Origin of the sequence: Clostridium sardiniense, from assembly GCF_019753795.1 — a bacterium.
Classification (GTDB): domain Bacteria; phylum Bacillota; class Clostridia; order Clostridiales; family Clostridiaceae; genus Clostridium; species Clostridium sardiniense.
The window spans coordinates 137,797-160,031 of record NZ_JAIKTU010000009.1 but is presented as its reverse complement, the minus strand read 5'-3'; the positions used below and the strand labels follow the sequence as shown (position 1 = coordinate 160,031).

Annotated in this window: 23 protein-coding genes and 1 pseudogene; 18 read left to right on the top strand and 6 right to left on the bottom strand. The window is 28.0% G+C overall.

All coding sequences use genetic code 11. The features are described 5' to 3' along the window. The first annotated feature begins 8 nt into the window (after positions 1-8). Genes cobA through K5V21_RS12280 form a run of 4 tightly spaced genes read left to right on the top strand, consistent with a single transcriptional unit; the run spans position 9 to position 4,517 of the window. Positions 9-1,478, top strand: coding sequence for a uroporphyrinogen-III C-methyltransferase (gene cobA, locus K5V21_RS12295; protein ID WP_221861492.1), 1,470 nt, complete (start codon positions 9-11; stop codon positions 1,476-1,478). Positions 1,479-1,484: 6 nt separating this feature from the next. Then, positions 1,485-2,447: a porphobilinogen synthase gene (gene hemB, locus K5V21_RS12290; RefSeq protein WP_221861491.1), complete on the top strand. Its 963-nt coding sequence runs from the start codon at positions 1,485-1,487 to the stop codon at positions 2,445-2,447. Between the two features lie 12 nt (positions 2,448-2,459). Continuing rightward, positions 2,460-3,746 carry a glutamate-1-semialdehyde 2,1-aminomutase gene (hemL, locus tag K5V21_RS12285; protein WP_221861490.1) on the top strand — a complete coding sequence of 429 codons (1,287 nt, stop codon included), beginning with the start codon at positions 2,460-2,462 and terminating at the stop codon, positions 3,744-3,746. Then, on the top strand, positions 3,747-4,517 hold the full coding sequence (locus tag K5V21_RS12280; RefSeq protein WP_221861489.1) for a sirohydrochlorin cobaltochelatase: 771 nt from the start codon (positions 3,747-3,749) through the stop codon (positions 4,515-4,517). Between the two features lie 143 nt (positions 4,518-4,660). Here the strand turns inward: K5V21_RS12280 and K5V21_RS12275 are convergent, their stop codons facing one another. Next, on the bottom strand, positions 4,661-4,819 hold the full coding sequence (locus tag K5V21_RS12275; protein WP_221861488.1) for a hypothetical protein: 159 nt from the start codon (positions 4,817-4,819) through the stop codon (positions 4,661-4,663). Between the two features lie 167 nt (positions 4,820-4,986). Between K5V21_RS12275 and K5V21_RS12270 the strand changes: the two genes are divergently transcribed. The 4 genes from K5V21_RS12270 (at position 4,987) to K5V21_RS12255 (ending at position 8,293) form a co-directional block, all read left to right on the top strand. After that, positions 4,987-5,496, top strand: a complete 510-nt coding sequence (locus K5V21_RS12270; protein WP_221861487.1) for a hypothetical protein — start codon at positions 4,987-4,989, stop codon at positions 5,494-5,496. Between the two features lie 121 nt (positions 5,497-5,617). Continuing rightward, positions 5,618-6,679, top strand: coding sequence for an ABC transporter substrate-binding protein (locus K5V21_RS12265; protein WP_221861486.1), 1,062 nt, complete (start codon positions 5,618-5,620; stop codon positions 6,677-6,679). 98 nt (positions 6,680-6,777) lie between these two features. Then, on the top strand, positions 6,778-7,344 hold the full coding sequence (locus K5V21_RS12260) for a DUF3867 domain-containing protein (RefSeq protein WP_221861485.1): 567 nt from the start codon (positions 6,778-6,780) through the stop codon (positions 7,342-7,344). A gap of 82 nt (positions 7,345-7,426) precedes the next feature. Beyond that, positions 7,427-8,293 (top strand): tRNA 2-thiocytidine biosynthesis TtcA family protein, encoded by an 867-nt coding sequence (locus tag K5V21_RS12255; protein WP_204593672.1) that lies wholly within the window; start codon positions 7,427-7,429, stop codon positions 8,291-8,293. Positions 8,294-8,327: 34 nt separating this feature from the next. Here K5V21_RS12255 and K5V21_RS12250 read toward each other — a convergent pair. Further along, positions 8,328-8,534: pseudogene (locus K5V21_RS12250) on the bottom strand (HAD hydrolase family protein); the annotation flags it as partial. 183 nt (positions 8,535-8,717) lie between these two features. Between K5V21_RS12250 and K5V21_RS12245 the strand changes: the two are divergent. The 6 genes from K5V21_RS12245 to K5V21_RS12225 all read left to right on the top strand — a co-directional run bounded on the left by K5V21_RS12245 (position 8,718) and on the right by K5V21_RS12225 (position 13,870). Continuing rightward, positions 8,718-9,296, top strand: coding sequence for a metallophosphoesterase family protein (locus tag K5V21_RS12245; RefSeq protein WP_221861484.1), 579 nt, complete (start codon positions 8,718-8,720; stop codon positions 9,294-9,296). Positions 9,297-9,354: 58 nt separating this feature from the next. Further along, a complete protein-coding gene (locus tag K5V21_RS12240; protein WP_221861483.1) occupies positions 9,355-10,692 on the top strand; it encodes an MATE family efflux transporter in 1,338 nt (445 codons plus the stop codon). Between the two features lie 156 nt (positions 10,693-10,848). Then, positions 10,849-11,604 (top strand): carbohydrate deacetylase, encoded by a 756-nt coding sequence (locus K5V21_RS12235; RefSeq protein ID WP_221861482.1) that lies wholly within the window; start codon positions 10,849-10,851, stop codon positions 11,602-11,604. A gap of 23 nt (positions 11,605-11,627) precedes the next feature. Further along, the gene (locus K5V21_RS12230) at positions 11,628-11,816 is read left to right on the top strand and encodes a DUF4250 domain-containing protein (RefSeq protein WP_307494965.1); all 189 of its coding nucleotides are present in this window, start codon (positions 11,628-11,630) and stop codon (positions 11,814-11,816) included. Between the two features lie 143 nt (positions 11,817-11,959). Then, positions 11,960-12,082, top strand: coding sequence for a hypothetical protein (locus tag K5V21_RS19525; protein WP_279381495.1), 123 nt, complete (start codon positions 11,960-11,962; stop codon positions 12,080-12,082). Between the two features lie 21 nt (positions 12,083-12,103). Then, positions 12,104-13,870, top strand: coding sequence for a putative bifunctional diguanylate cyclase/phosphodiesterase (locus K5V21_RS12225; RefSeq protein ID WP_221861481.1), 1,767 nt, complete (start codon positions 12,104-12,106; stop codon positions 13,868-13,870). 13 nt (positions 13,871-13,883) lie between these two features. Here the strand turns inward: K5V21_RS12225 and K5V21_RS12220 are convergent, their stop codons facing one another. Next, on the bottom strand, positions 13,884-14,615 hold the full coding sequence (locus K5V21_RS12220) for a polysaccharide deacetylase family protein (RefSeq protein ID WP_221861480.1): 732 nt from the start codon (positions 14,613-14,615) through the stop codon (positions 13,884-13,886). A 327-nt stretch (positions 14,616-14,942) separates the two neighbouring features. Here K5V21_RS12220 and K5V21_RS12215 point away from each other — a divergent pair, with 327 nt between their 5' ends. Both K5V21_RS12215 and K5V21_RS12210 read left to right on the top strand, forming a co-directional pair. After that, positions 14,943-16,226, top strand: a complete 1,284-nt coding sequence (locus tag K5V21_RS12215) for a uracil-xanthine permease family protein (protein ID WP_221861479.1) — start codon at positions 14,943-14,945, stop codon at positions 16,224-16,226. 179 nt (positions 16,227-16,405) lie between these two features. Next, positions 16,406-16,786 (top strand): SpaA isopeptide-forming pilin-related protein, encoded by a 381-nt coding sequence (locus K5V21_RS12210; protein ID WP_245000711.1) that lies wholly within the window; start codon positions 16,406-16,408, stop codon positions 16,784-16,786. Positions 16,787-16,841: 55 nt separating this feature from the next. Here K5V21_RS12210 and abc-f read toward each other — a convergent pair whose 3' ends face one another. Beyond that, positions 16,842-18,773: a ribosomal protection-like ABC-F family protein gene (gene abc-f, locus K5V21_RS12205; protein ID WP_221861478.1), complete on the bottom strand. Its 1,932-nt coding sequence runs from the start codon at positions 18,771-18,773 to the stop codon at positions 16,842-16,844. A 162-nt stretch (positions 18,774-18,935) separates the two neighbouring features. Here abc-f and K5V21_RS12200 point away from each other — a divergent pair, with 162 nt between their 5' ends. Further along, complete coding sequence (locus tag K5V21_RS12200) at positions 18,936-19,547, top strand: TetR/AcrR family transcriptional regulator (RefSeq protein ID WP_204593681.1); 612 nt, start codon at positions 18,936-18,938, stop codon at positions 19,545-19,547. 45 nt (positions 19,548-19,592) lie between these two features. Here K5V21_RS12200 and K5V21_RS12195 read toward each other — a convergent pair whose 3' ends face one another. After that, a complete protein-coding gene (locus K5V21_RS12195) occupies positions 19,593-20,216 on the bottom strand; it encodes a DUF4397 domain-containing protein (protein ID WP_221861477.1) in 624 nt (207 codons plus the stop codon). A gap of 10 nt (positions 20,217-20,226) precedes the next feature. Next, the gene (locus tag K5V21_RS12190; RefSeq protein ID WP_221861476.1) at positions 20,227-20,754 is read right to left on the bottom strand and encodes a hypothetical protein; all 528 of its coding nucleotides are present in this window, start codon (positions 20,752-20,754) and stop codon (positions 20,227-20,229) included. 166 nt (positions 20,755-20,920) lie between these two features. Between K5V21_RS12190 and K5V21_RS12185 the strand changes: the two genes are divergently transcribed. Beyond that, positions 20,921-22,225 carry an aminotransferase class V-fold PLP-dependent enzyme gene (locus tag K5V21_RS12185; protein ID WP_221861475.1) on the top strand — a complete coding sequence of 435 codons (1,305 nt, stop codon included), beginning with the start codon at positions 20,921-20,923 and terminating at the stop codon, positions 22,223-22,225. Positions 22,226-22,235 lie beyond the last annotated feature (10 nt).

Below are 22,235 nucleotides of genomic sequence, written 5' to 3'. Positions count from 1 at the left end.
GGTATAAAATGAGTAAAGCATATATTATTGGAACAGGACCTGGGGATGAAGAACTTTTAACCCTTAAAGCTAAGAGAGTGCTTGGAGAGTGTACAGCAGTTCTTTATGATAGATTAGTATCAAACAATATATTAAATTATTTAAATGATGATTGTGAAATATATTATTGTGGAAAAGAACCAGGTGCGCACTATAAGACTCAAGAGGAAATAAATGATATGATTGTAGCATTAGCTAAAAAGGATCATATAGTTGGAAGAGTAAAGGGCGGAGACCCATATGTATTTGGTAGAGGTGGAGAAGAAGTATTAGCACTTCAAGAAGAAGGAATAGAATTTGAAGTAATACCAGGAGTAACGTCTCCAATTGCAGTTTTAAACTATGCAGGTATCCCAATTACTCATAGAGGGTTAGCTCAAAGCTTCCATATAGTTACTGGTATGTCAGCTAGAAGTTTAAATGTAAACTTTGAAGCCTTAGCTAAAGAAAATGGAACACTAGTATTTATGATGGGGCTTTCAAATATTGATTACATTGTAAGTGAACTTATAAAGTATGGAAAAGATAAGACTACAAAGGCTGCTGTTGTAATGAGAGGAACATCATCAAAGCAAAGAAAAGTTATAGGAACATTACAAGATATCTCAAAGAAAGCTGAAGAGGCTAAGCTTAAGTCACCATGTATAATAGTAATAGGGGAAGTCGTTTCATTAGAAAATGAATTATCATGGTATGAAAATAAACCTCTATTTGGTAAAAATATATGTGTTACTCGTTCAAAAAGTCAAGCTAAAGGGTTAAAAGTTAAGCTTAAAAACTTAGGTGCTGAAGTTACAGAAATAAATTCAATAGTTATAGAAGATACTAGTAATAATTTAGATAAATACAAAAATGATATTAGTACATATGATCATATTTTATTAACTTCAGTAAATGGGGTAAAGATATTCTTTGATTACTTAATTAAAGAAAAGATTGATATAAGAACAATAAAAGCAAAATTCTCAGTGGTTGGAAAAGCAACAAAGAAAGCTTTAGAAGAAAAAGGAATAGTTCCATTTAAAGTATCAAGAGAATTTGTAGGAGAAGGTCTTTTAAATGTAATTACTCCTTATGTAAATAAAGGAGATAAAATACTTATACCTGCATCAGCAAAAAGCAGAACTCTCCTTCAAGATGAACTTGAAAATATTGGAGCTGATGTTACAAAAGTAGATATATATGATGTATTAAAAGGTGAACTTAAAAATGAAAAGGCTTTTGAAGAAGTAGATGCAATATTATTTACATCTCCATCAACTTTTGAAAATATGAAAGAGATGGTTGGTCTTGATAGAATAAAAGAAAAGATATGCATTGCAATAGGTCCAATAACTAATAAAGCTATAAAAGAAGATGGAATTGATGCTTTAGTTTGCAAGGAACATTCAGAGGATGGATTCTTAAAAGAGATAGAGGAAATGTTAAAGGAAGTGTAGTAAACAATGAGAAGAGGAAGAAGATTAAGAGCAGATGAAAATATTAGAGGGTTAGTTAGAGAAACTATATTAACTCCACAAGATTTCATATTACCAATATTTGCTGTTGAAGGTGAAGGAATTAAAAGAGAGATTGAATCATTACCAGGAGTATATCACTATTCAGTTGATATGCTAAAGGAAGTAGTAGAGGAAGCAGTTAACCTTGGAATTAAAGGAATTATGATATTTGGACTTCCAGATCATAAAGATTGTTGTGGAAGTGAAGCATATGCTGATAATGGAATTGTTCAAAGAGCTACAAGAAAAATAAGAGAATTAACTAATGATCTTTTAGTTAGTACAGACGTATGTATGTGTGAATACACAGATAATGGACATTGTGGAATAATACATGATGGAGATGTAGATAATGATGAAACATTAGATTATTTATGTAAGATTGCAGTTTCACATGCAAAGGCTGGATCACAAATGATAGCACCATCAGATATGATGGATGGAAGAGTATACAGAATAAGAGAAGCATTAGATAAGGCTGGATTTAAAAATGTTTCAATAATGAGTTATTCAGCTAAATACTGTTCTGCATACTATGGACCATTTAGAGCAGCAGCAAATTCAGCACCTGCTTTTGGTGATAGAAAAACTTATCAAATGGATCCTGCAAATAGAAGAGAAGCTATAAGAGAAGTATTATATGATATTGAAGAAGGTGCAGATATAGTAATGGTTAAACCTGCTCTTTCATATTTAGATATAATAAGAGAAGTAAGAGATACTGTAGAGACTCCTGTATGCGCTTATAATGTAAGTGGAGAATATGCAATGGTTAAGGCAGCAGCTAAAATGGGATTAATTGATGAAGAGAAAATAATACTTGAAACTTTATTATCAATGAAAAGAGCTGGTGCAGATATAATAATCACTTACCATGCATTAGAAGCCTCAAAACTTTTAAGAAGATAGGAGAGATAACAGATGATGAATGAAAAAATATTTGAAGAATCAAAAAAATATATGCCAGGTGGAGTTAATAGTCCAGTTAGATGCTTTAAAGATATGGGAATTAATCCTCCAGTAATTAAAAGTGGAAATGGCGTAATTATAAAAGACGAGGATGGAAATGAATATATAGATTTCGTTCTAGCATGGGGACCATTAATATTAGGTCACTGTGATGTTGATGTTGTTAATGCTATAAATGAAGAATCAAAAATTGCATTAGCATTTGGTGCTCCAACAAAACTTGAGCTTGAAGTAAGTAAGTTTATGTGCGAAAATTTAGATACAATAGACATGATAAGAATGGTAAACTCAGGTACAGAAGCTACAATGAGTGCTATAAAACTTGCTAGAGGATATACTAAAAAGAATAAAATAGTTAAATTTGCTGGTTGTTATCATGGACATTTTGATGGATTCTTAGTTGAAGCAGGTTCAGGAGTATTAACTGAAGGAATAGCTGGATCACAAGGAGTACCAGAAGATAGTATTAAAAATACTTTAATAGGTATATATAATGATGAAAAAAGTATGGAAGATCTATTCTCTAAATATGGAGATGATATAGCATGCGTAATTATAGAACCAGTTGCAGGTAATATGGGTGTTATAAAAGCAAAGGATAGCTTTATCAAAACTTTAAGAAGATTATGTGATGAGCATGGCGCACTTCTAATTTTTGATGAGGTTATGAGTGGATTTAGAGTTGCATTTAAAGGTGCTCAAAGTCTATTTGAAGAAAAGCCTGATTTAGTAACATATGCAAAAATAATGGGAGGCGGACTTCCATGTGGTGCATATGGTGGAAAAAGAGAAATAATGGAGCATTTATCACCTCTTGGAGGAGTATATCAAGCAGGAACAATGTCAGGAAATCCTATTGTAATGGCAGCTGGACTTGCAACATTAACAAAACTTAAAAATAATTTAGATGGATATGATAAGATAGAAGCTCTTGGAAAGAAGTTAGAAGAAGGTATTGCTAGAATATCAGAAGAAAATGGAATAGGTTCAGTTGTAAATAGAGTAGGTGGAATGATGACAATATTCTTTACTGACGATTCTAAAGTAGAAAGTTATGAAGATGTTAAAAAATGTGATGGAGAAAGATTTAAGAGATACTTCCTTCATATGTTAAATGAAGGCTTTAATATACCACCATCACAATTTGAAGCAGTATTTTTATCAGTTAAGCATACAGAAGAGCATATTGATAAGTTCTTAAAGGCATTTGAAGGATTTGCAAAGAAGGAAGCAAAATAGATGAAAAGAAAGAAAGCTATAGTAATAGTAGCTTTTGGAACAGCTAAGGATGCAGGATTTAATAAATACCTGCTTCCTTTTAAAAAAGATGTAGAAGAAAAATACGGAGAAAAATTTGATTGTTTTTTTGCACTAACTAGTAAAAAAATGCTTAGTAAATTAACTCTAGATGTTAAGAGCTATGAAGATACTTTGGAAGAACTTAAAATGAAAAATTATGATGAGGTATATGTTGAAACTCTGTATTTTTCAAAAGGTAAGGAATATTCAAAGGTTGAAGAGGTAACAAATAAATATATAAATTCTTTTGAGATTATAAAAATAACAAAACCTATTCTAGAAGAAAATAAAAATTTAATTGATGAATATTTTAATAAATATGATAACATTCTTTTTATTTGTCATGGCGTATTAGATTCAGAAGAATCTTTAGAAGAAGAATATATTAAAAGTGCAATAAAAGAAAAAAGTAAAGGACAAAGTTATGTTGCTTTAATAAATAAGCAAGATGATTATAAAAATGTAATATCTAATATAAAAGATGATAATATCCCTAAGGTAACAATAGTACCTATACTTATCACTAAAGGATATCATTTTAAAAAGGATATCATAGCTGAAAGTAAAGAAAGCTTTTTAGGGAAATTAAAGAATGAAGATATTACAGTAGAAGTTGTAGATAAATCCTTAGGAGAGAATAGATTTTTTAGACAAGTAGTACTAGAAAGTTTAGATAAAATAATTGAAGAGGTAGGAGAGCCTCTGGAATAATAGTAGATAAAATATAAAAAAGGGTAGCTTCGAAATTTAATTTCATTAAAGGTACTTTATATGCAGTTACAGGAATTAATAGAGTACTATCTAACAAATAAAAATAAGTGGTGATTTAAAATTAAATCACCACTTATTTTTATTTAGATGTCATCTACATCAGTTTCTTCTCCATATCTTACAGTTCCTTCAGCAGAGAAACTATCTCTAGGATCTCTTTCTATGAAGTTACCGTCATTTGGTTCTTTAGACATTTTGCAATTACACTTTGTGGAATTTATCTTTTTCTTTTTATCTTTCATAAAATGACCTCCTAATCTAATTAAGTATTATTTTGCGTATAAATTATATAATTATCCATTAATTATTGAGAAAGTTCACAAAATAGAAAAAAAGTTTACAAAATAGAGACAAGTAATAATAAATTATGGTAATATGAAATTACTAATTAAACGGAGGGGAAAAGAGTATGGAAATATCAAATGAATTATTAAAAACAATGTCTATGCTATTTGTTATAATAACTATATTTACTTTAATAAATTATATATTTGTTGCTCTAGCAACATATAGAATAGCTAAAAAAGAAAATGTAGACAACCCATGGTTAGCATGGATACCAATAGGTAATTCATATATATTAATTAAGCTTGGAAAGGGAAACATGTTATTTATTGTACCTCTAATTATTTCTATGTTTACTTCAGGGATAGTTAGAGAAGTAAGTATGGCTGTGTATGTAGTTTATTCAGTTTATATGTACTACAAAATATGCGATAGATATGAAGTTAGCTTTATACCAATAGCTATTGGATCATCCACACTAGTTATAGGATTATTCCCAGGACTTGTGGGTCTTACAATACCTATTTATTTAATAGGTCTTTATGGACAATGGAAGCTTTACAAGGGGGCTGCAAATGGGCCACTAAATAAAAGAAAAATAACATCAAAGATTACTAATAAAAAGAAAAAATAAGTATAGGTTATAAGAGTATTTCAAGTTTATAAAGTAACTTAGTACTCTTATATTTTTTATTCCCAAAAGTTAATAAAAAATATATAATATATATAAAATAAAAACAGGAGGACATAATGAAATGAGAAAAAGCAAAAAGATTATTGCTTCAATAATCTCAGCAGTATTTATGGCTACATTATTTGTAGGATGTAGTACTGAGAATAAACAAGAGCAGGTTACTATAAACTTCTTTAACTGGGCAGAAAATATACCAGATGAAGTTATAAGTGATTTTGAAAAAGAAACTGGAATTAAAGTTGTACAAGATACATATGCAAATATGGGAGAGATGTATGCTAAACTATCTTCTGGTGCTGTACAATATGATTTAGCAGTTCCATCAGATTATAAGGTTGATCAATTAAGAAAAGAAGATAGATTAGAGAAGATAGATTATAGTAATATTCCAAACTTTGATAAGATAGATGATTCTTTTAAAGGTAAGTCAATTGATCCTAAAAATGAATATTCAGTTCCATATATGTCAGGAACAATAGGCATTTTATATAATAAGGATTTAGTTAAAGGAAAAATTGATAGTTGGAATAGTCTCTGGGATCCACAATATAAAAAGAGTGTATTTATGTTAGATGATATGAGGGATGCACTGGGAGTATCATTAAAAAGACTTGGATATTCAATAAATTCAACTAATCCAGAAGAAATAAATAAAGCTAAAGATGAATTAATAAAACTAGATACTAGTGGAAATCTTTTAGCTTATGGGGATGATGATCTTTTAGATAAGATGGTTGCAGGTGAAGCAGCACTTTGTGTATTATGGTCAGGTGAGGGGCTTAATTTAGCTGATGAGCATGAAAATTTAGAATTTGTAGTTCCAAAGGAAGGAGCAGATTTCTGGGTTGATTCATTAGTAATTCCAAAGGGAGCGAAGCATAAAAAAGAAGCAGAAATGTTTATAAATTATTTATGTAGCAAAGATCCAGCTTTAAAGATAGCAGAGGAGATTGGATATACAACACCTCAAAAGGAAGCTAAAGAAGCACAGGAAGATCATGTTAAAAATAATCCAAATGCTTATATGCCAAAGGACGTTGTAGATAAATGTGAGACTTATGAGTATTTAGGTGATAAATTGAAACTTTATGATGAAGCATTTACAAAAGTTAAGAATAGATAATTAATTTATATTTAATAAGGTACTACTTTTGTAGTGCCTTATTTTGATATATAATAATGAGTAAGGGGACATAAATCTAAATTAAGGAGCTGAAATTTATGAGCGATGAGAGAATAATTGATTTTAATGAATTAAAAAATAGAGTAAATGAAAAAGATATAGATAAATTTGAAGGTTATATGTATGATTTGTTTTATAAAACACAAACAGGAGAGATGAGTTTAAGTGACTTCTCTTTAAATATTTCAAAATACATGGAGGAAAATAATATTTCTCAGCAAAAGCTTTTTGAAATACAAAAGAAGGTTATGGAAAGGTATGGTTTTGATCCTTCAGGTATGGAAGAAAGTTTGAAGAATATGGGAATTGATATAAATTTAGAAGATATTCAGCCCGATTATGAAAAGCTAAGAAAGAAAATGTCATTCCAAGAAAAATATAATAAGAAGGTTTTAGCAAAACAAATAGAAGAATATTCAATACAAAATGAAAATAATAATGTAAGAATTATTTTAGATAAAGAATATGTAACTATAGTAAGTGAAAAATCAATAGATTTAAATGATACTGAATTAAATGAGTTTTTATGCTCATACAAGAAGATGGTAGAGGGTAATACATTAAAGATTACTATGTGCCAAAATAGTAGTATATACGATTATTAGATAAAAGCCAGTATTAATACTGGCTTTTCATTTTACTTTTATAAGAAAAATGATATAATATTTTGATGAACGAGGTGATAAGATGAGTATAGCAGGACAAGGTTGTGAAAGATTAATTCCAGAAGAGGAAAAGAAAACCTTAGAGGAAATTGAAAGAAGTATAGTTAAAAGATATAGAAAAAAGATATGGACTAAATTTGTTAAGGCAGTTAAGCAATATAATCTAATTGAAGAAGGAGATAAAATTGCTGTAGCTATTTCAGGTGGAAAAGATTCACTTCTTATGGCAAAATTATTTCAGGAAATTCAAAAGCATGGTCAAATTAAATTTGATTTAGAGTTTATTGCTATGGATCCAGGATATCACGAACAAATAAGAGAACTTTTAATAGATAATTGTAATTATCTAAATATACCAATACATATTTATGAATCAGGAATATTTAAGGTTATTGATGAAAAGGCTAGTGAGTATCCTTGTTATCTTTGTGCAAGAATGAGAAGAGGTTCTTTATATGCAAAAGCTCAAGAACTTGGATGTAATAAGCTTGCCCTTGGACATCACTATAATGATGTTATAGAGACAACTCTTTTAAATATTCTTTATGCAGGAAACTTTAAGACAATGCTACCAAAGCTTAAGTCAAAGAATTTTGAAGGTCTTGAACTTATAAGACCAATGTACTTTATAGAAGAAGATTATATTAAGAGATTCATAAATTATAGTGGAATATGGCCTCTTAACTGTGCGTGTATGGTTGCAGCTAAAAAGGTCGGAAATAAGAGATTTGAAATAAAAGATCTAATAAAAAATCTTAAAGAAAACTTTGATGGAGTAGATAAATCAATATTTAAAGCAGCAGAAAATGTATCTATGGATTCTATCTTAGGATGGGAAAAGGATGGAGTAAAACATTCTTATTTAGATTTTTATAATGAAGAAGAATAAAAAGTGGCTAGTATTAGCCACTTTTTTTATATAATTATGCTAGTTTTATATGCTCATAAATAGCATGAGTAACTCCATGCTCATCATTTTTTAGAGTAACAAATTTACACTCTTTTTTAATATCATCTTTAGCATTACCCATTGCTACACTATATTTTACTTTTTTGAACATTGAAAGATCGTTAAAGTTGTCTCCAATCGCCATAACATCGTCTAAAGATATATCAAGTGAGTTAGCAACATATTCAACAACATTTCATTTTGAAGAGAGATCACTTACTATTTCAAAAGTATATTAGTATTAATTAATTTAAAAGCAAGTTTTAATTAATATATTAGAAAGATTATATTTATAAGTATTAGATTAAAGTTATTTATGTTAATATAAATTTATTAGGTTATATGATTTTAGGAGGAGAGATTTTTGAGGGTAGCTATTATATCTGATTTGCATGGGAATTTAAAAGCGTTAGATTATTTTATTAATTACATAGAAAAAAATAAAATAAATATAGTGTTAAATCTCGGTGATATACTTGGGGGATTAAGACCAATTGAAGTTATAAGAATAATAAAGAATGATGAGAGATTTATAAATGTATGCGGAAATCATGATGAAGATTTAGTATTTTTAGATGATGAACTAAGTAATGATGAAAAAATATGGCTTAGAAATATTCCAAAAAGCAGAGTTATTAATTTATATAATAAAAAATTTCTTATGGTTCATAGTAGAAAAAATAATAATAGAGATATACCAATTTTATATACTGGGGAAAGTATAGAGAAATTTTTAATGGACTATGAAGGCGATTTTGAGTATGTATTGTTTGGTCATACTCACTATCAGTGTCTTTTATCCTTTTATGAAGGTAAAGTTTTAATAAATCCAGGTTCATTAGGTTTATCTTATGACAATAAAATAAGCTTTGCAATAATCAATATAAATAAAAATGAATTTAATATTGAATTTAAGAAGATTGATTATGAGAGTGAAGACTAATAATATAGGATGTAATTATTAATAAATAGTTTTAAATAGAATTAGGAGAAAACAAGAAATGAAAAAAGTAGATCTACTAAAAGAAGATATATTAAAATTAATAATTAGATATATGATTCCCAGTGTTACGGGTATGCTTGGGCTTTCTTTATGTATCTTTTTAGATACTATGTTTATAGGACAAGGAATAGGAAATGATGGTCTTGCAGCATTAAATATCGGAATACCTATATATAATTTATTTAACTCAATTGGTCTTATATGTGGTGTTGGCGGCGCAACTGTTCTTGCTATAAGTATAGGAAAAAAGAGATATGATGAATTAGATGAAATTTTTACAGTATCAATTTCTATTGCATTTATAATAGGTGTTTTAATAACAGTGATTGGAAGTATATTTTTAAAGCAAATTTCTATTATTCTTGGAGCTTCAGATACATTATTACCACTTGTTATGGATTATTTAAAAGTAATTCTTGGAGGAAGTATAGCTTTTATAATGGCAAGTATTTTGAATGTGTTTGTTAGGAATGATGGAGATCCTAAAAAGTCAATGTGGGCAATTATAGGAGTTAACATAACTAATATAGTATTAGATTATATATTTATATTTCCACTTAACATGGGAATGAAGGGGGCTGCTATAGCAACAACTATAGGGCAGATTGTTGGTATAGCAATATTACTTAGTCATTTTTTCACTGGGAGAAATGGAATAAAGTTTAATATGAAAAGTTTATCAACAAAGTATGTAAAAAGAATTTTATCAAATGGATTCCCAAGTTTTATATTAGAGATATCAGCAGGAATAGTTATATTTATGTTTAATGTAAAGCTTGCTAAGATAAGTGGTGATTTAGCTGTTTCAGCATATAGTATTATTGCTAATGTAGCATTAATATTTGTTGCAATTTTCAATGGTATATCACAAGGTATTCAGCCAATACTTGGAGTGAATTATGGAGCTGATAAATTGAAAAGAGTCTTTAAAACTTATAAATTGGGAATAAGAATAGCACTTATATCAGGAATAGTATTTTTAAGTATAGGATTATTTATGCCAAAGGTTTTAATAAGTATTTTTTCAAGTAATACAGAAGGGTTACTTGAAATAGCAACAAAGGGAATTAGAATATATTTCTTAGCCTTCATTCCAATGGGAATAAATATAGTTAATATAGGTTTCTTACAATCCATAGAAAAATCTAAATTATCTACTTGGTTATCATTAATTAGGGGATTTGTACTAATCATAATAGTTCTTAATATATTCTCTATAATTTTTGGGGTGAATGGAGTTTGGATGACTATACCTATAGTAGAATCTATAACTATAATTTTATCTGGAATAATAGTTAAAAAAATTGAAGGAAGAATTGGGATAGTTAACAAATGATGCTATAATTAAAAGGAAATTTATAAGGTTAATTTTAATATGTCCTAGGAAATAGCCTGAGGTAAATTAAATTTACTATTAGATTAAAGTATGAATATAAACTAATTAAACTAATTTTATAAACTAGAGATTAAATAAGAAAGAGGGATGGGAACAATGAGGTTAATAATTAATGGTGATGATTTTGGAATAACAAAAGGGGTATCAGAAGGAATCATAAAATGCATTAAAACTGGAGTGATGGGTGATACAACAGCTATGGCAAATATGCCATTTTTTGAAGAAGCAATAGATATGGCAAAAAATGAAGGGATAGATAAGATGGGTATACATTTAACTCTTACTTGTGGAAAACCAGTACTTCAAAAAGATGAAGTAAAGAGTATATGTGATGAAAATGGAAATTTCTATAGGAAACCAGATCTAATACCTTCTAACATAGATATTAAAGAAGTAGAAAGGGAGCTGCGAGCTCAGATTAAAAAGTTCCAAGATACAGGTATGAAACTTAATCATATTGATGGACATCATCATTTTTATGCATATAATAAATACGTATTTAATTTAGTAATAAAACTTGCAAAAGAGTTAAATGTACCTATGAGATGTCCTCTTAATGATATGAAGTATATATTGGATGAAAATAATATAAAGTGCCCTGATTATTTTGATAATTCATTTTATTTGAAAAATATATCACTTGAATATTTAATTGATAGATTAGGCAAATTAAAAAAAGAATATGATGTTGTGGAGTTTATGGCGCATCCATCAGTAAATGGAGAAGAGATTAAAGATATTTCTTCTTATAATATGATAAGAGAGAAAGAACTTGAAATACTAACATCAAAGGAAATAAAAGAGTATGTTTTAAAAAATAACATAAAAATAATTAGTTTTTCAGATTTATAGAAGCTAGGAAGGAATGATATAAAGTGACTACAGAAGAAATAAAAGAAATGGATGTAAATATTCTTGTAAGTGTAATTAATCTTAAGCTTAGAGATTATTACTCTAATCTAGATCTTTTATGTGAAGATATGGATATTGATAAAAAAGTATTAATAGAAACTCTAGATAAAGGTGAATATGAATACAAAGATTCATTAAATCAATTTAAATAATTATGATTTATAATAGTAGCATTTAAATATTAAGAATGCTACTATTTTTTCAATTTGAAATTTTATATTTTACTATAGAATAGATGCTATAAAATGGGTTATAATAAAGGAAAGATGTATAAAAAAGAGAGAGGTGGTTAATTATGAATATAAAAAAAACAGGTAAATTTGCAGCTTTAGCCGCTGCTACTACAGCTTTGGTTGTGACATTAATTAATGACAAAAAAAGAAAAGAGGAAAGCTTAAATAAAGATAAAAATGAATAATTTAGCTTAAGGGTAATGACAATGAAATATCATGATAGAGATATCAAAAATAATGAAAAAGTTTCTGCTCTGAAACTATCTGACTTTGCAGGGAAAATCAATATAGATAATTTGATTTTTACAAAAAATACTTATAAATATACAAGGGATACATTTATAAGATGGAATCCAGAAGAAGAAAAGGTACAGCTGGTAGGTGGACTAGTTACTGCTATATTTAATATAGAAGAATGTAACGTTGAATTAACTAAAGATGAGTTCTTACTATTACTAGATGGTAATAGTAAGGTCGTCTTTCAAGGACTTATTAATTCTTTGCAGAATAGTAATGCGATAAATGAGTTTATCTTAAAAGGTATAAATAAGGATAATAATACATATTGGTTTAAATGTGTTTTTAAAAAGGACAACAATGCTAAAGATGGATTTTCATACATTGGAATATTAACAGATATAACATGTGAAAAGGTTTTGCAAAAAAAGTACAATAAGATAGTAGAGTATGATACAACAACAGGTGTGCCAAATAAATATTTTATGAAAAGTGTTATAAATAGTTATCTTTCAAGATGTGAAAAGTGTAGAGACATTGGAGCATTCTTCTTAATTGACCTAGATAATTTTAAGTTTATAAATGATATCTTTAATCATGAAGTTGGAGACAAATTATTATATTTAATAGCTGATGAATTAACATCAATTTTAACCGAATGTAGTGTTATAGGCAGATATAGTGGTGATGAATTTATTATATTTGAACCAAATATTAAAAATATTGAAGATGCAGAAAAATTTGCAAAGAAGATAATGAAAGTTTTTGAATCTCCTTTAAATGTAAAAGGAAAGCAACTTTATATAACTGCAAGTATTGGAATTGCACTTTCCCCTCATAATGGTAATGATTTCAATATGCTTCTAAAATCAGCTGATACTGCTATGTATTATGCTAAAAAGAATGGAAAGAATGGATACATATTTTTTAATAATGGTATATATACAGAGCTTAATAGAGTATATACCCTTCAAAGATGTCTTAAGAATGCAATGAAAGATAATGAGCTATTTGTAGTCTTTCAACCTAATGTATCTTTAAATGACTCTAAGATGCATGGAATGGAAGCACTTCTTAGATGGAATAGTAGGGAACTTGGCCTTGTAAGTGCAAATGAAATAATACCAACAGCAGAGGCTACTAGATTAATTCTTCCAATTGGAAGATTTGTACTGGAAGAGGTATTTAAAAAAGTAAAACAATTATTATTAGAAGGATATGATGATTTTAAAATTGCCGTTAATTTATCAGAGCTACAATTAAGATATAATACGATAATTAAAGATCTTGAAGATCTTATGGAAAAGTATAATATTCCATTAAAGTATATAGAAGTTGAAATTACAGAAAGTATTTTAATGAAATCATTTGATAAAAATGTTAAAATATTAAATCAAATTAGAGAACTTGGAGGAAGTGTAGCATTAGATGATTTTGGGACAGGATATTCATCTTTAAACTATTTAACAAAATTACCTATAGACATTCTAAAAATAGATAGAAGTTTTGTAATAGATTTAATGAGTAATGTAAAGAGTAGGTGTATTGTAGAAAATATTATACATCTTTCACATCAGCTTGGAATAAAAGTCATAGCTGAAGGGGTGGAAGATGTGGAACAAGTTATTTATTTAAAAAGTATTTGTTGCGATAAGATTCAGGGATATTATTTTAGTAAACCAGATAATTTTGAAAATGTTAAAAAATTATTTTGTAAACAGTTTATTAGTAAATAAAAAGAACGAGTATTTATTGCTCGTTCTTTTTTATGTAGTGGAAATGTTCTGGTGTTGATTCATCTATTTTTTTGAAAGTATATCCCTTAGATTTATAATAAGATATAATTTCTGGTAATGCTTTTGCAGAATTTTTATTAATATTACCACAGTGCATTAAAAGTATTATCATATCTTTATTACTCTTTGAATTCTTTATATATGTAGAAGGATTTAAGTTGTGATTAGCACCATCACCACTATCTACATTCCAATCATAAATTTTAAGGTTATTTTTATGAAGTAAATCTACCATAGAATGAGTAAGTTTATAATAACTATTATTACACCCAAAAGGAAATCTTAAAATTGTAGGAGATATTCCAATTGTTTCATTTATAATTTTTTGATTATTAAGCATTTCATTTAAAAAGCAATTATTTGAAGAATAAATATTACATTTTTCATGAGTGACAGTGTGAAGTCCTATAGAGTGACCTTCTTCATGAACTCTTTTTAAAACTTCTTCTTGACCTTTTATTTCTTCTCCAATAACAAAGAAGGTTGCTTTAACTTCTTCTTTTTTTAAGGTATCTAATATATCAGGTAAAACCTTCTTAGATGGTCCATCATCAAAGGTTAAGTATATTGTTTTTTCTTTAGAGTTATCTTCCTTAGAATCATTAGAAGAAGCAAAAGAAGATAGTTGAGGTATTAAGACTAATGAAAAGATTATTATTAAAAAAGTTAATATTTTTTTTGTCATGATTACACCTTCTTTTAAATAATATATGAATATATATATTTTAAGTAAAAAAAATATATATATTCATAATAAAAAAATGTTGAATTAAGTCGTATATATATGATATAATTCAAATAATAAAATATTCTTTAAATTGGTCCAGAGAGGCTAGTAAGAAGGAAATATTATTATATATAGGCATACTTATATATAATCATTTGCGAGTAATTATAACTTCTTACTAAAGTAAGAAGTTTTTTTTATACCTTTTAAAATCAGTCCAGAGAGGCTGAAAAAGGGAGAAGTTTAATAGATTTCTCCTTATATATAACAAGGAGTGATAATTTTATGCAATTATTTGAAACATATGAATTAAAAACAGAAAGAACAATAAAAGAAAAGGTTATAAGATGTGTATTAGCTATGCAGCATCTAATAGCGATGTTTGGATCAACAATATTAGTGCCAATCTTAACTGGTTTAGATCCGTCAGTTGCATTATTTACAGCAGGCGTTGGAACTTTAATATTCCATGCATGTACTAAAGGAAAAGTCCCAGTGTTCTTAGGATCATCTTTTGCATTTATAGCAGTGATAAATGTAGTAAAAGTAGATTATGGTGATTTAAGATATGCACAAGGTGGAATGTTCGTAGCTGGGCTTTTATATGTACTAACATCATTCCTTATAAAGAAAATAGGTGTAGATAAAGTTAAAAGAGTACTACCAGCACAAGTGGTTGGACCTATGATTATGGTGATAGGTTTAAATTTACTACCAACAGCATTAAATATGGCAAGTAAAAATTTAATTTTAGCAGCTATAACCCTTGGAACAACATTAATGATAAGATTTTTCGGAAGAGGCTTTATTAAACAAATAGCAATACTTATAGGAGTGGCTGTAGGATATACAGTTGCACTTTTTATAGGTTTCGTAGATACAACTGTTATAAGTCAAGCAACTCTATTTTCAATTCCAAACTTTACATTGCCAAAATTTAATATAGGTGCAATAGCTATAATAGCACCAGTTGTACTTGCAGTATTTATGGAACATATAGGTGATATAACAACAAATGGAATGGTAGTTGGTAAGAATTTTATAGAAGATCCTGGTTTAAATAGAACATTCCTTGGAGATGGACTAGCTACATTAACTGCTTCATTATTAGGAGGACCTGCAAATACAACATATGGAGAAAATACAGGTGTACTTGCAGTTACTAAGAATTATGATCCATCATTATTAAGATTAGCAGCAGTATTTGCTATAGCACTTAGTCTTATATCAAAATTTGGTGTAGCAATAAGAACTATTCCAGAGCCAGTAATGGGAGGCATAAGTTTGATGTTATTTACTATGATAGCTATAGTAGGTACTAAAACAATAAAAAATGAAAATGTTAAATTTAACTGGAGAAATATCATAATAATGGGAGCGATATTATTTGTAGGTTTAATAGCACCATATATAAACCCTATGTTAAATGAAAATTTTGGATTTATTATAGGACTTAAAATAACAGAAACTGTTACAATATCTGGTTTAAGCTTTGCAGCAATAGTTGGAGTAATACTAAATTTAGTATTAAATGGTGTAGGGAAAAAGGAAACTGAAAATATTAAATAACTTATATATAAATATGTAACCGCATAAAGGCAAATGTCAGGAGTGATGAATATCACATCCTGACATTTGTCTTTATAAATTTTATTAAAAAATAAATATAATCAATTATTTTTCTAATCACAACATCCTAACATTAATCATAGTGTGTATATTATAGATTAATTTAGGGGGGTTTTTATTTGAGAAGAGAAGCATATAAAAAAAATGATAAGAGAATTGAATCACATAAATGTGATGAAAGTAGAAATATTAAGGGAAATATAATTGTACACACATTAATGGATAGCATAAATGGGGAAAAGTTAGAAGGGATAAAGATAAATTTATATAGAATAAATGGGGTATCACCTTATCTTGTAGTAAGTAAATATAGTGATGAAAATGGAAGGGTGGAATTTTCAAACATAGAGGATGGAAATTATAGAATAATAGAAATTATAGATAAAAAATTATATGAAAAACCATCGTATATAAGATGGAATGAAATAAATATTTCAAATTATTCAAAAGAAGAAACTGTATATATAATAAATAAAAAGAAGAAAACATATATAAATTAAGGCTTAGTATTTTATAAAATAAGGAGGATGGTATATAAAGTCATCCTCCTTATAATTAATTATTTAATTCTTCGCTTAAGTTTTCCCATTCTTCATATAAAGATTCGATTTTTAATTCTGTTTCTGAAATTTCATGATTTACTCTTTCAGCCTCTTTAGGATCTGAATAAATTTCTTCTAAACATAAATCATTATTTAACTTTTCAAGTAATTCTTCAGACTCTGATATTTCACTTTCGACTTCTCTAAGTCTAGTTCTTTTAACTCTTATTTCTTTTTGAGCAAGTTTAACCTTTTTTTTCTCATCTTTAACTTGAGTTTTTGTTTTACCGTTAGCTATTTCTTCATAAGATTCAAAACGAGTTGGATTTTCTTTCTTTTCTATATAATAATTATAATTACCAAGATATTCAGTCATCTCATTTTCTTTTAATTCAACTATTTTATTTATTACCTTATTCAAGAAGTATCTATCATGAGATACTATAAGCATACTACCATCATAATTTAATATAGCATCTTCTAGAGCCTCTCTAGATGGTATATCTAAGTGATTGGTAGGCTCATCTAAAAGGAGAAAATTAGATTGTGATAGCATAAGCTTTAAAATATTTATTCTACATTTTTCTCCACCACTTAATGTTTCTATCTTTTTGAAAACATCATCTCCGGTAAATAAGAATGAGCCAAGGGCAGTACGGATTTTAGTTGTTGTTAAATCAGGGAAGGCATCCCAAACTTCATCTAAAATAGTTTTATTATAATCTAAATCGGATTGCTCTTGATCATAATATCCAATATTAACATTAGCACCTAAAAGTGCTTTACCAGAATCACTTTTTACTTTACCCATTATAATATTAAGTAAAGTTGTTTTACCTCTACCATTTTCGCCTATTAAAGCAACCTTTTCGCCTCTTTTTAAGTCAAAAGATACATTACTAAATAACTTTGTATCTCCAAAAGATTTTGCAAGATTCTCAATATGAAGAACATCATGTCCGCTCTTAACAATGGTTTCAAAAGCAATTTTAGAAGCTCCTTTTTCTTTATCTGGTGCATCTAATCTATCAAGCTTCTCTAAAGCTTTTTCTCTACTTTCAGCTTTTCTAATACTTTTTTCTCTATTAAATGATCTGAATTTTTGTATTATTTCTTCTTGTCTCTTTATTTCAGCTTGTTGAAGGTTATACGCTTTAAGCTGAGTTTCATAATCCTTTTCTCTAAGTTCTAAATACTTAGTATAAGGAGCATTATAACAATTAACATGACCATTTATAACTTGAAATGTTTTATTTGTAACAGCATCTAAGAAGAATCTATCATGGGATATTACTAACAGTGTTCCTTTATATGTACTTAAGAATTCTTCAAGCCATTCAATTGCTTCTAAATCAAGGTGATTAGTAGGTTCATCTAGAAGTAATATATCTGGAGATTGAAGTAAAAGCTTACATAATGCTACACGAGTTTTTTGACCTCCACTTAAATTTTCAATTAAATTATTAAAGTCTTCTTCTAAAAAACCAAGACCTTTTAAGACCTTTGCTATATCACCTTTATATGTATAACCACCCCTATGGGAATAAAGTTCTTGTGCAGTAGTATAATCTTTAATTAACTTTTCATGGTATGATGCATTATCTTCATCATAAGGTTCATTCATTTTAATTTCTAAAGATTTAATTTTATTTTCTAAATCTATTAAATTTTTAAATACACTACATGCCTCATCGTAAATTGTATTTTCTGAATCAAGGTTAAGATGTTGTGAAAGATATCCTATTGTTTTATTTTTATCTACAAAAATATCTCCGGAATCTGGAGTTAGATTTTTTGATAATATTTTAAATAGGGTTGATTTACCTTCTCCATTGGGGCCAATTAAACCTACCTTGTCTCCTTCATTAATAGATATTGTTACATCTTTTAATACCTCTTGTATACCGTAACTTTTTTTTATATTTCTACAACTTAAAACAATCATAATATATCCTCACTTATAAATTTTAATACTTATCATATTTCTTAATTATACTATTTATAAGGGTTTATATCAATTTGATGAATTAGAAAAGGTTTTATTATTTATAAATAAATGATAAGATTAGATTATAAAATACATAGGCATTTTAAGTTGGAGGGTAAAATGAATGATAATAATAATGCAATAAAGGGGAATATATCTTTAAAGAAAAAGAAAAAGGAATTAAATTTATATAATTCTGCATATGAACTTTTTAAGGAAAAGGGAATAAATAGTACATCTATTGATGAGATAGTAAAGAGTGCGGGAGTTGCAAAAGGAACATTTTATTTATATTTTAAAGATAAATATGATGTAGTTAATAAGCTTATATTATTAAAGGGGTCTACACTTATAGAAGAGGCATTTGAGGCTACTAAGGATAGACAATTTGTAGAATTTGAAGATATGGTACTGTATTTTACAGAATACATAATAGATTATTTTAAAGAAAATAAACTACTATTAAAAGTTATAAATAAGAATTTTTCACATGTTATACATAGGAATGCTAAGATAATGGATGAGGATAAGAAGGTTATTGAGATTATAGATATATTCTTAAAAGAATTAATTAAAAGGGGGCTATCAGAGGATGAGGGTAAGATAACTCTTTTTATGATAATAGAGTTAGTTGGTAGTGTATGTTATAGTTCTATAATTTTAAATGAACCTGATGACATTGAAGTTATAAAGCCAATATTATTTAAAAAAATAAAGATGATGCTTAAATAGTTAAAAGCCAAGTAAATTTTAATTACTTGGCTTTATTAGTCTATGCTAATCTTGTCTACCATCTCTTGCTAATATAAATCCAAGCTGTGGTTCACCATTTAATAGTCCTATTACATAAATAGTTTGAAATTCCCCAGGGGTCAACGAAATGCCAGAAAGAGTTTTGCTTATTGCACTTGCACCTGAAAATGAAAGCTTAAAATCATATATTCCAGGAGAAAGCGGATAGTAGCCTGTTGTTTCTAAATATTCTACATCATTAAAAAGATTCTCTCCATTTTTAAGACCAAGGGTAATTAATGGTGCATTTGGAGAAAGATTAATAAATCTTAAAAAGCAAATATCTTTACCAGCTTTTGAACCAGCATCTTTTAAGGAGAATAATGTTAATAAATTATTATTTGTTACTATACATATAGTATTTGAGATTCCAGGAATAACATCAGTTGATTGAGTAAGTAATGGAGTATCATATGTTCCTGATTTATAAACTTCTATACTATAACCACCTGGAGAAAGTTCTACATAATCACTTAAATCCCCAAATTTCACATTAGAAGCAAGTAGAGTCCCATCTGCATATATATCTATTGAAGGAATGCTCGGAGATGAATGTATAAATCTTACCTTTCCTTTTAAATCAGGAAGGGTCTCTCTTAACATAAACATTAAAATTCACCTACTCTCTATTACAATAAATATTACTTAAAGCTATAATACGTTTAATTAATGTTTTAGCAATTGGGAAAGGAATTCTATAAGATTCCATAGTTTTTAAAATTAAAGGATTATTTGCTCTTATTCTCTGGAAAATTTGCTCAGGATTACATTTTTTACTGTATCTTGTATAGGATCCTAAAAGTTCATTTTCATCTAAATCCATATCAAATTCTCTTAAAATATCAGTCGGTGTTGGAACACCAGTAGTGGTATCTATTGGTGTACTAGAAGTATTATTGTATGAGTAAAGCTCGGATGGAACTCCTAATGCAGTGTTAATAGCTTGGTCTCTTAAGTCTATTTGGCTTCCTAATGAATATGGAATTTTATTAGATCTATAACCGTGAGAATTTTCTATATCTAAGCTATCCACATTAATTATAGGTGCCCATCCAGAATTAAGGTTATTATATGGTGCAGATGCCTCAAAAGCTTCAAATTCATTTTCTTCATCAGTTATAGACATATATTTTTTATCTGGTTTCATTTTATACCTCCAAAGAATACTATATATTAAATATATGAAATCTAAACAGTCTTGTTACTTTAATAAATATTCATAATAGACGATGTATAGAACCATAATATGTATAGAGTAATAAATAGAACAATAGTAAATGATAGGAATATATTATATAGTGGAGGGATAACAAATGGATATAAGAAAAAATATACTAAGAGAGGAACTTCTCGGGATAGAAAGTAAAATTAAGTTAGGAAATGGTAGAGAAGTTTGCCAAATTAATTTTGATAATGCTGCAACAACACCTCCATTAAAAAGTGTAATAGAGTACATCGAGCTATTGAGTAAGTATTATGCATCAATTGGAAGAGGAACAGGGCAAAAGGCTACATTTACAACTGATTTATACAATAGTGCTAGAGAGTATTTATTAGACTTTTTTAATGTTAAAAATAAAGAGGAATATACAACTATATTTGTTAATAATGCAACGGATGGAATAAATAAAATAGCAGAAACATTGCTTTGTAAAAATGACATAGTATTAACAACAAGAATGGAGCATCATTCAAATGATTTACCTTGGAGAGTCAATGGAAGAGTTGATTATGTTGAGGTTGATGATAAAGGTAGATTGGATTACGATTCTCTTAATAGGAAATTAAATGAATACAGTGGTAGAGTGAAATTTTTAAGTGTAACTGGCGCATCTAATGTTACAGGATATATTAATGATATTCATAGAATAAGCAAGTTAGTTCATAAACATGGAGGGAAGATAGTTGTAGATGGAGCTCAATTAGTTCCTCATATTAAAGTTGATATGAGCGGAAAGGATAGTAGTGAAAGCATAGATTTTCTTGTTTTTTCAGCTCATAAGTTATATGCTCCATTTGGTAGTGGAGCAATAATTGGAAGGAAGAATGATTTTAATTCAAAATCCCCTGATAAACAAGGTGGGGGAACAGTAGAACTAGTTAAAGACTGGGACGTTAAATTTTTAGATACTCCAGAAAGAAATGAAGCAGGAACTCCAAACTTTTTTGGCGTATTGTCTATGATAAAATCATTAAAAAAGCTTGAAGATATAGGATTTGACTATTTAATAGCTAGAGAAAGATGTCTTTTTAATATTTTAAATAATGAAATAAAAAATATACCTCATGTAATAACTTACGGAGATACGGAAAATATTGATGATAGACTAGGTATTAGTGTTTTTAATATTGAAGGAATGTATCACAAAGATGTTGCAAGTATTTTGGCAATGGAGAAAGGAATAGCCGTAAGACACGGATGGTTCTGTGCACATCCTTATTGTAGAAGACTTATGGGAATAGATGAGATAGAAGCAGAAAAATATTTAAAAGATTCAAGTAAAAAGATGTATGGTATGATAAGAGTAAGTTTATCACCTTACAATACTATAGAAGAGATTAATGAATTATTAAATGAGATTGAGTATATATCAAAGAAGTATAGAAAAGCTAAGTAATTATTAGGGT

Bases quoted from the DNA above. Each gene is read 5' to 3' on its own strand.
- K5V21_RS12235 (WP_221861482.1), top strand. From the start codon at position 10,849: ATGAGGTTAATAATTAATGGTGATGATTTTGGAATAACAAAAGGGGTA.
- hemB (WP_221861491.1), top strand. From the start codon at position 1,485: ATGAGAAGAGGAAGAAGATTAAGAGCAGATGAAAATATTAGAGGGTTA.
- K5V21_RS12280 (WP_221861489.1), top strand. From the start codon at position 3,747: ATGAAAAGAAAGAAAGCTATAGTAATAGTAGCTTTTGGAACAGCTAAG.
- hemL (WP_221861490.1), top strand. From the start codon at position 2,460: ATGATGAATGAAAAAATATTTGAAGAATCAAAAAAATATATGCCAGGT.
- abc-f (WP_221861478.1), bottom strand. From the start codon at position 18,773: ATGATTGTTTTAAGTTGTAGAAATATAAAAAAAAGTTACGGTATACAA.
- K5V21_RS12275 (WP_221861488.1), bottom strand. From the start codon at position 4,819: ATGAAAGATAAAAAGAAAAAGATAAATTCCACAAAGTGTAATTGCAAA.
- K5V21_RS12255 (WP_204593672.1), top strand. From the start codon at position 7,427: ATGAGTATAGCAGGACAAGGTTGTGAAAGATTAATTCCAGAAGAGGAA.
- K5V21_RS12225 (WP_221861481.1), top strand. From the start codon at position 12,104: ATGAAATATCATGATAGAGATATCAAAAATAATGAAAAAGTTTCTGCT.
- K5V21_RS12220 (WP_221861480.1), bottom strand. From the start codon at position 14,615: ATGACAAAAAAAATATTAACTTTTTTAATAATAATCTTTTCATTAGTC.
- K5V21_RS19525 (WP_279381495.1), top strand. From the start codon at position 11,960: ATGAATATAAAAAAAACAGGTAAATTTGCAGCTTTAGCCGCTGCTACT.
- cobA (WP_221861492.1), top strand. From the start codon at position 9: ATGAGTAAAGCATATATTATTGGAACAGGACCTGGGGATGAAGAACTT.
- K5V21_RS12240 (WP_221861483.1), top strand. From the start codon at position 9,355: ATGAAAAAAGTAGATCTACTAAAAGAAGATATATTAAAATTAATAATT.
- K5V21_RS12190 (WP_221861476.1), bottom strand. From the start codon at position 20,754: ATGAAACCAGATAAAAAATATATGTCTATAACTGATGAAGAAAATGAA.
- K5V21_RS12215 (WP_221861479.1), top strand. From the start codon at position 14,943: ATGCAATTATTTGAAACATATGAATTAAAAACAGAAAGAACAATAAAA.
- K5V21_RS12270 (WP_221861487.1), top strand. From the start codon at position 4,987: ATGGAAATATCAAATGAATTATTAAAAACAATGTCTATGCTATTTGTT.
- K5V21_RS12195 (WP_221861477.1), bottom strand. From the start codon at position 20,216: ATGTTTATGTTAAGAGAGACCCTTCCTGATTTAAAAGGAAAGGTAAGA.
- K5V21_RS12200 (WP_204593681.1), top strand. From the start codon at position 18,936: ATGAATGATAATAATAATGCAATAAAGGGGAATATATCTTTAAAGAAA.
- K5V21_RS12185 (WP_221861475.1), top strand. From the start codon at position 20,921: ATGGATATAAGAAAAAATATACTAAGAGAGGAACTTCTCGGGATAGAA.
- K5V21_RS12260 (WP_221861485.1), top strand. From the start codon at position 6,778: ATGAGCGATGAGAGAATAATTGATTTTAATGAATTAAAAAATAGAGTA.
- K5V21_RS12265 (WP_221861486.1), top strand. From the start codon at position 5,618: ATGAGAAAAAGCAAAAAGATTATTGCTTCAATAATCTCAGCAGTATTT.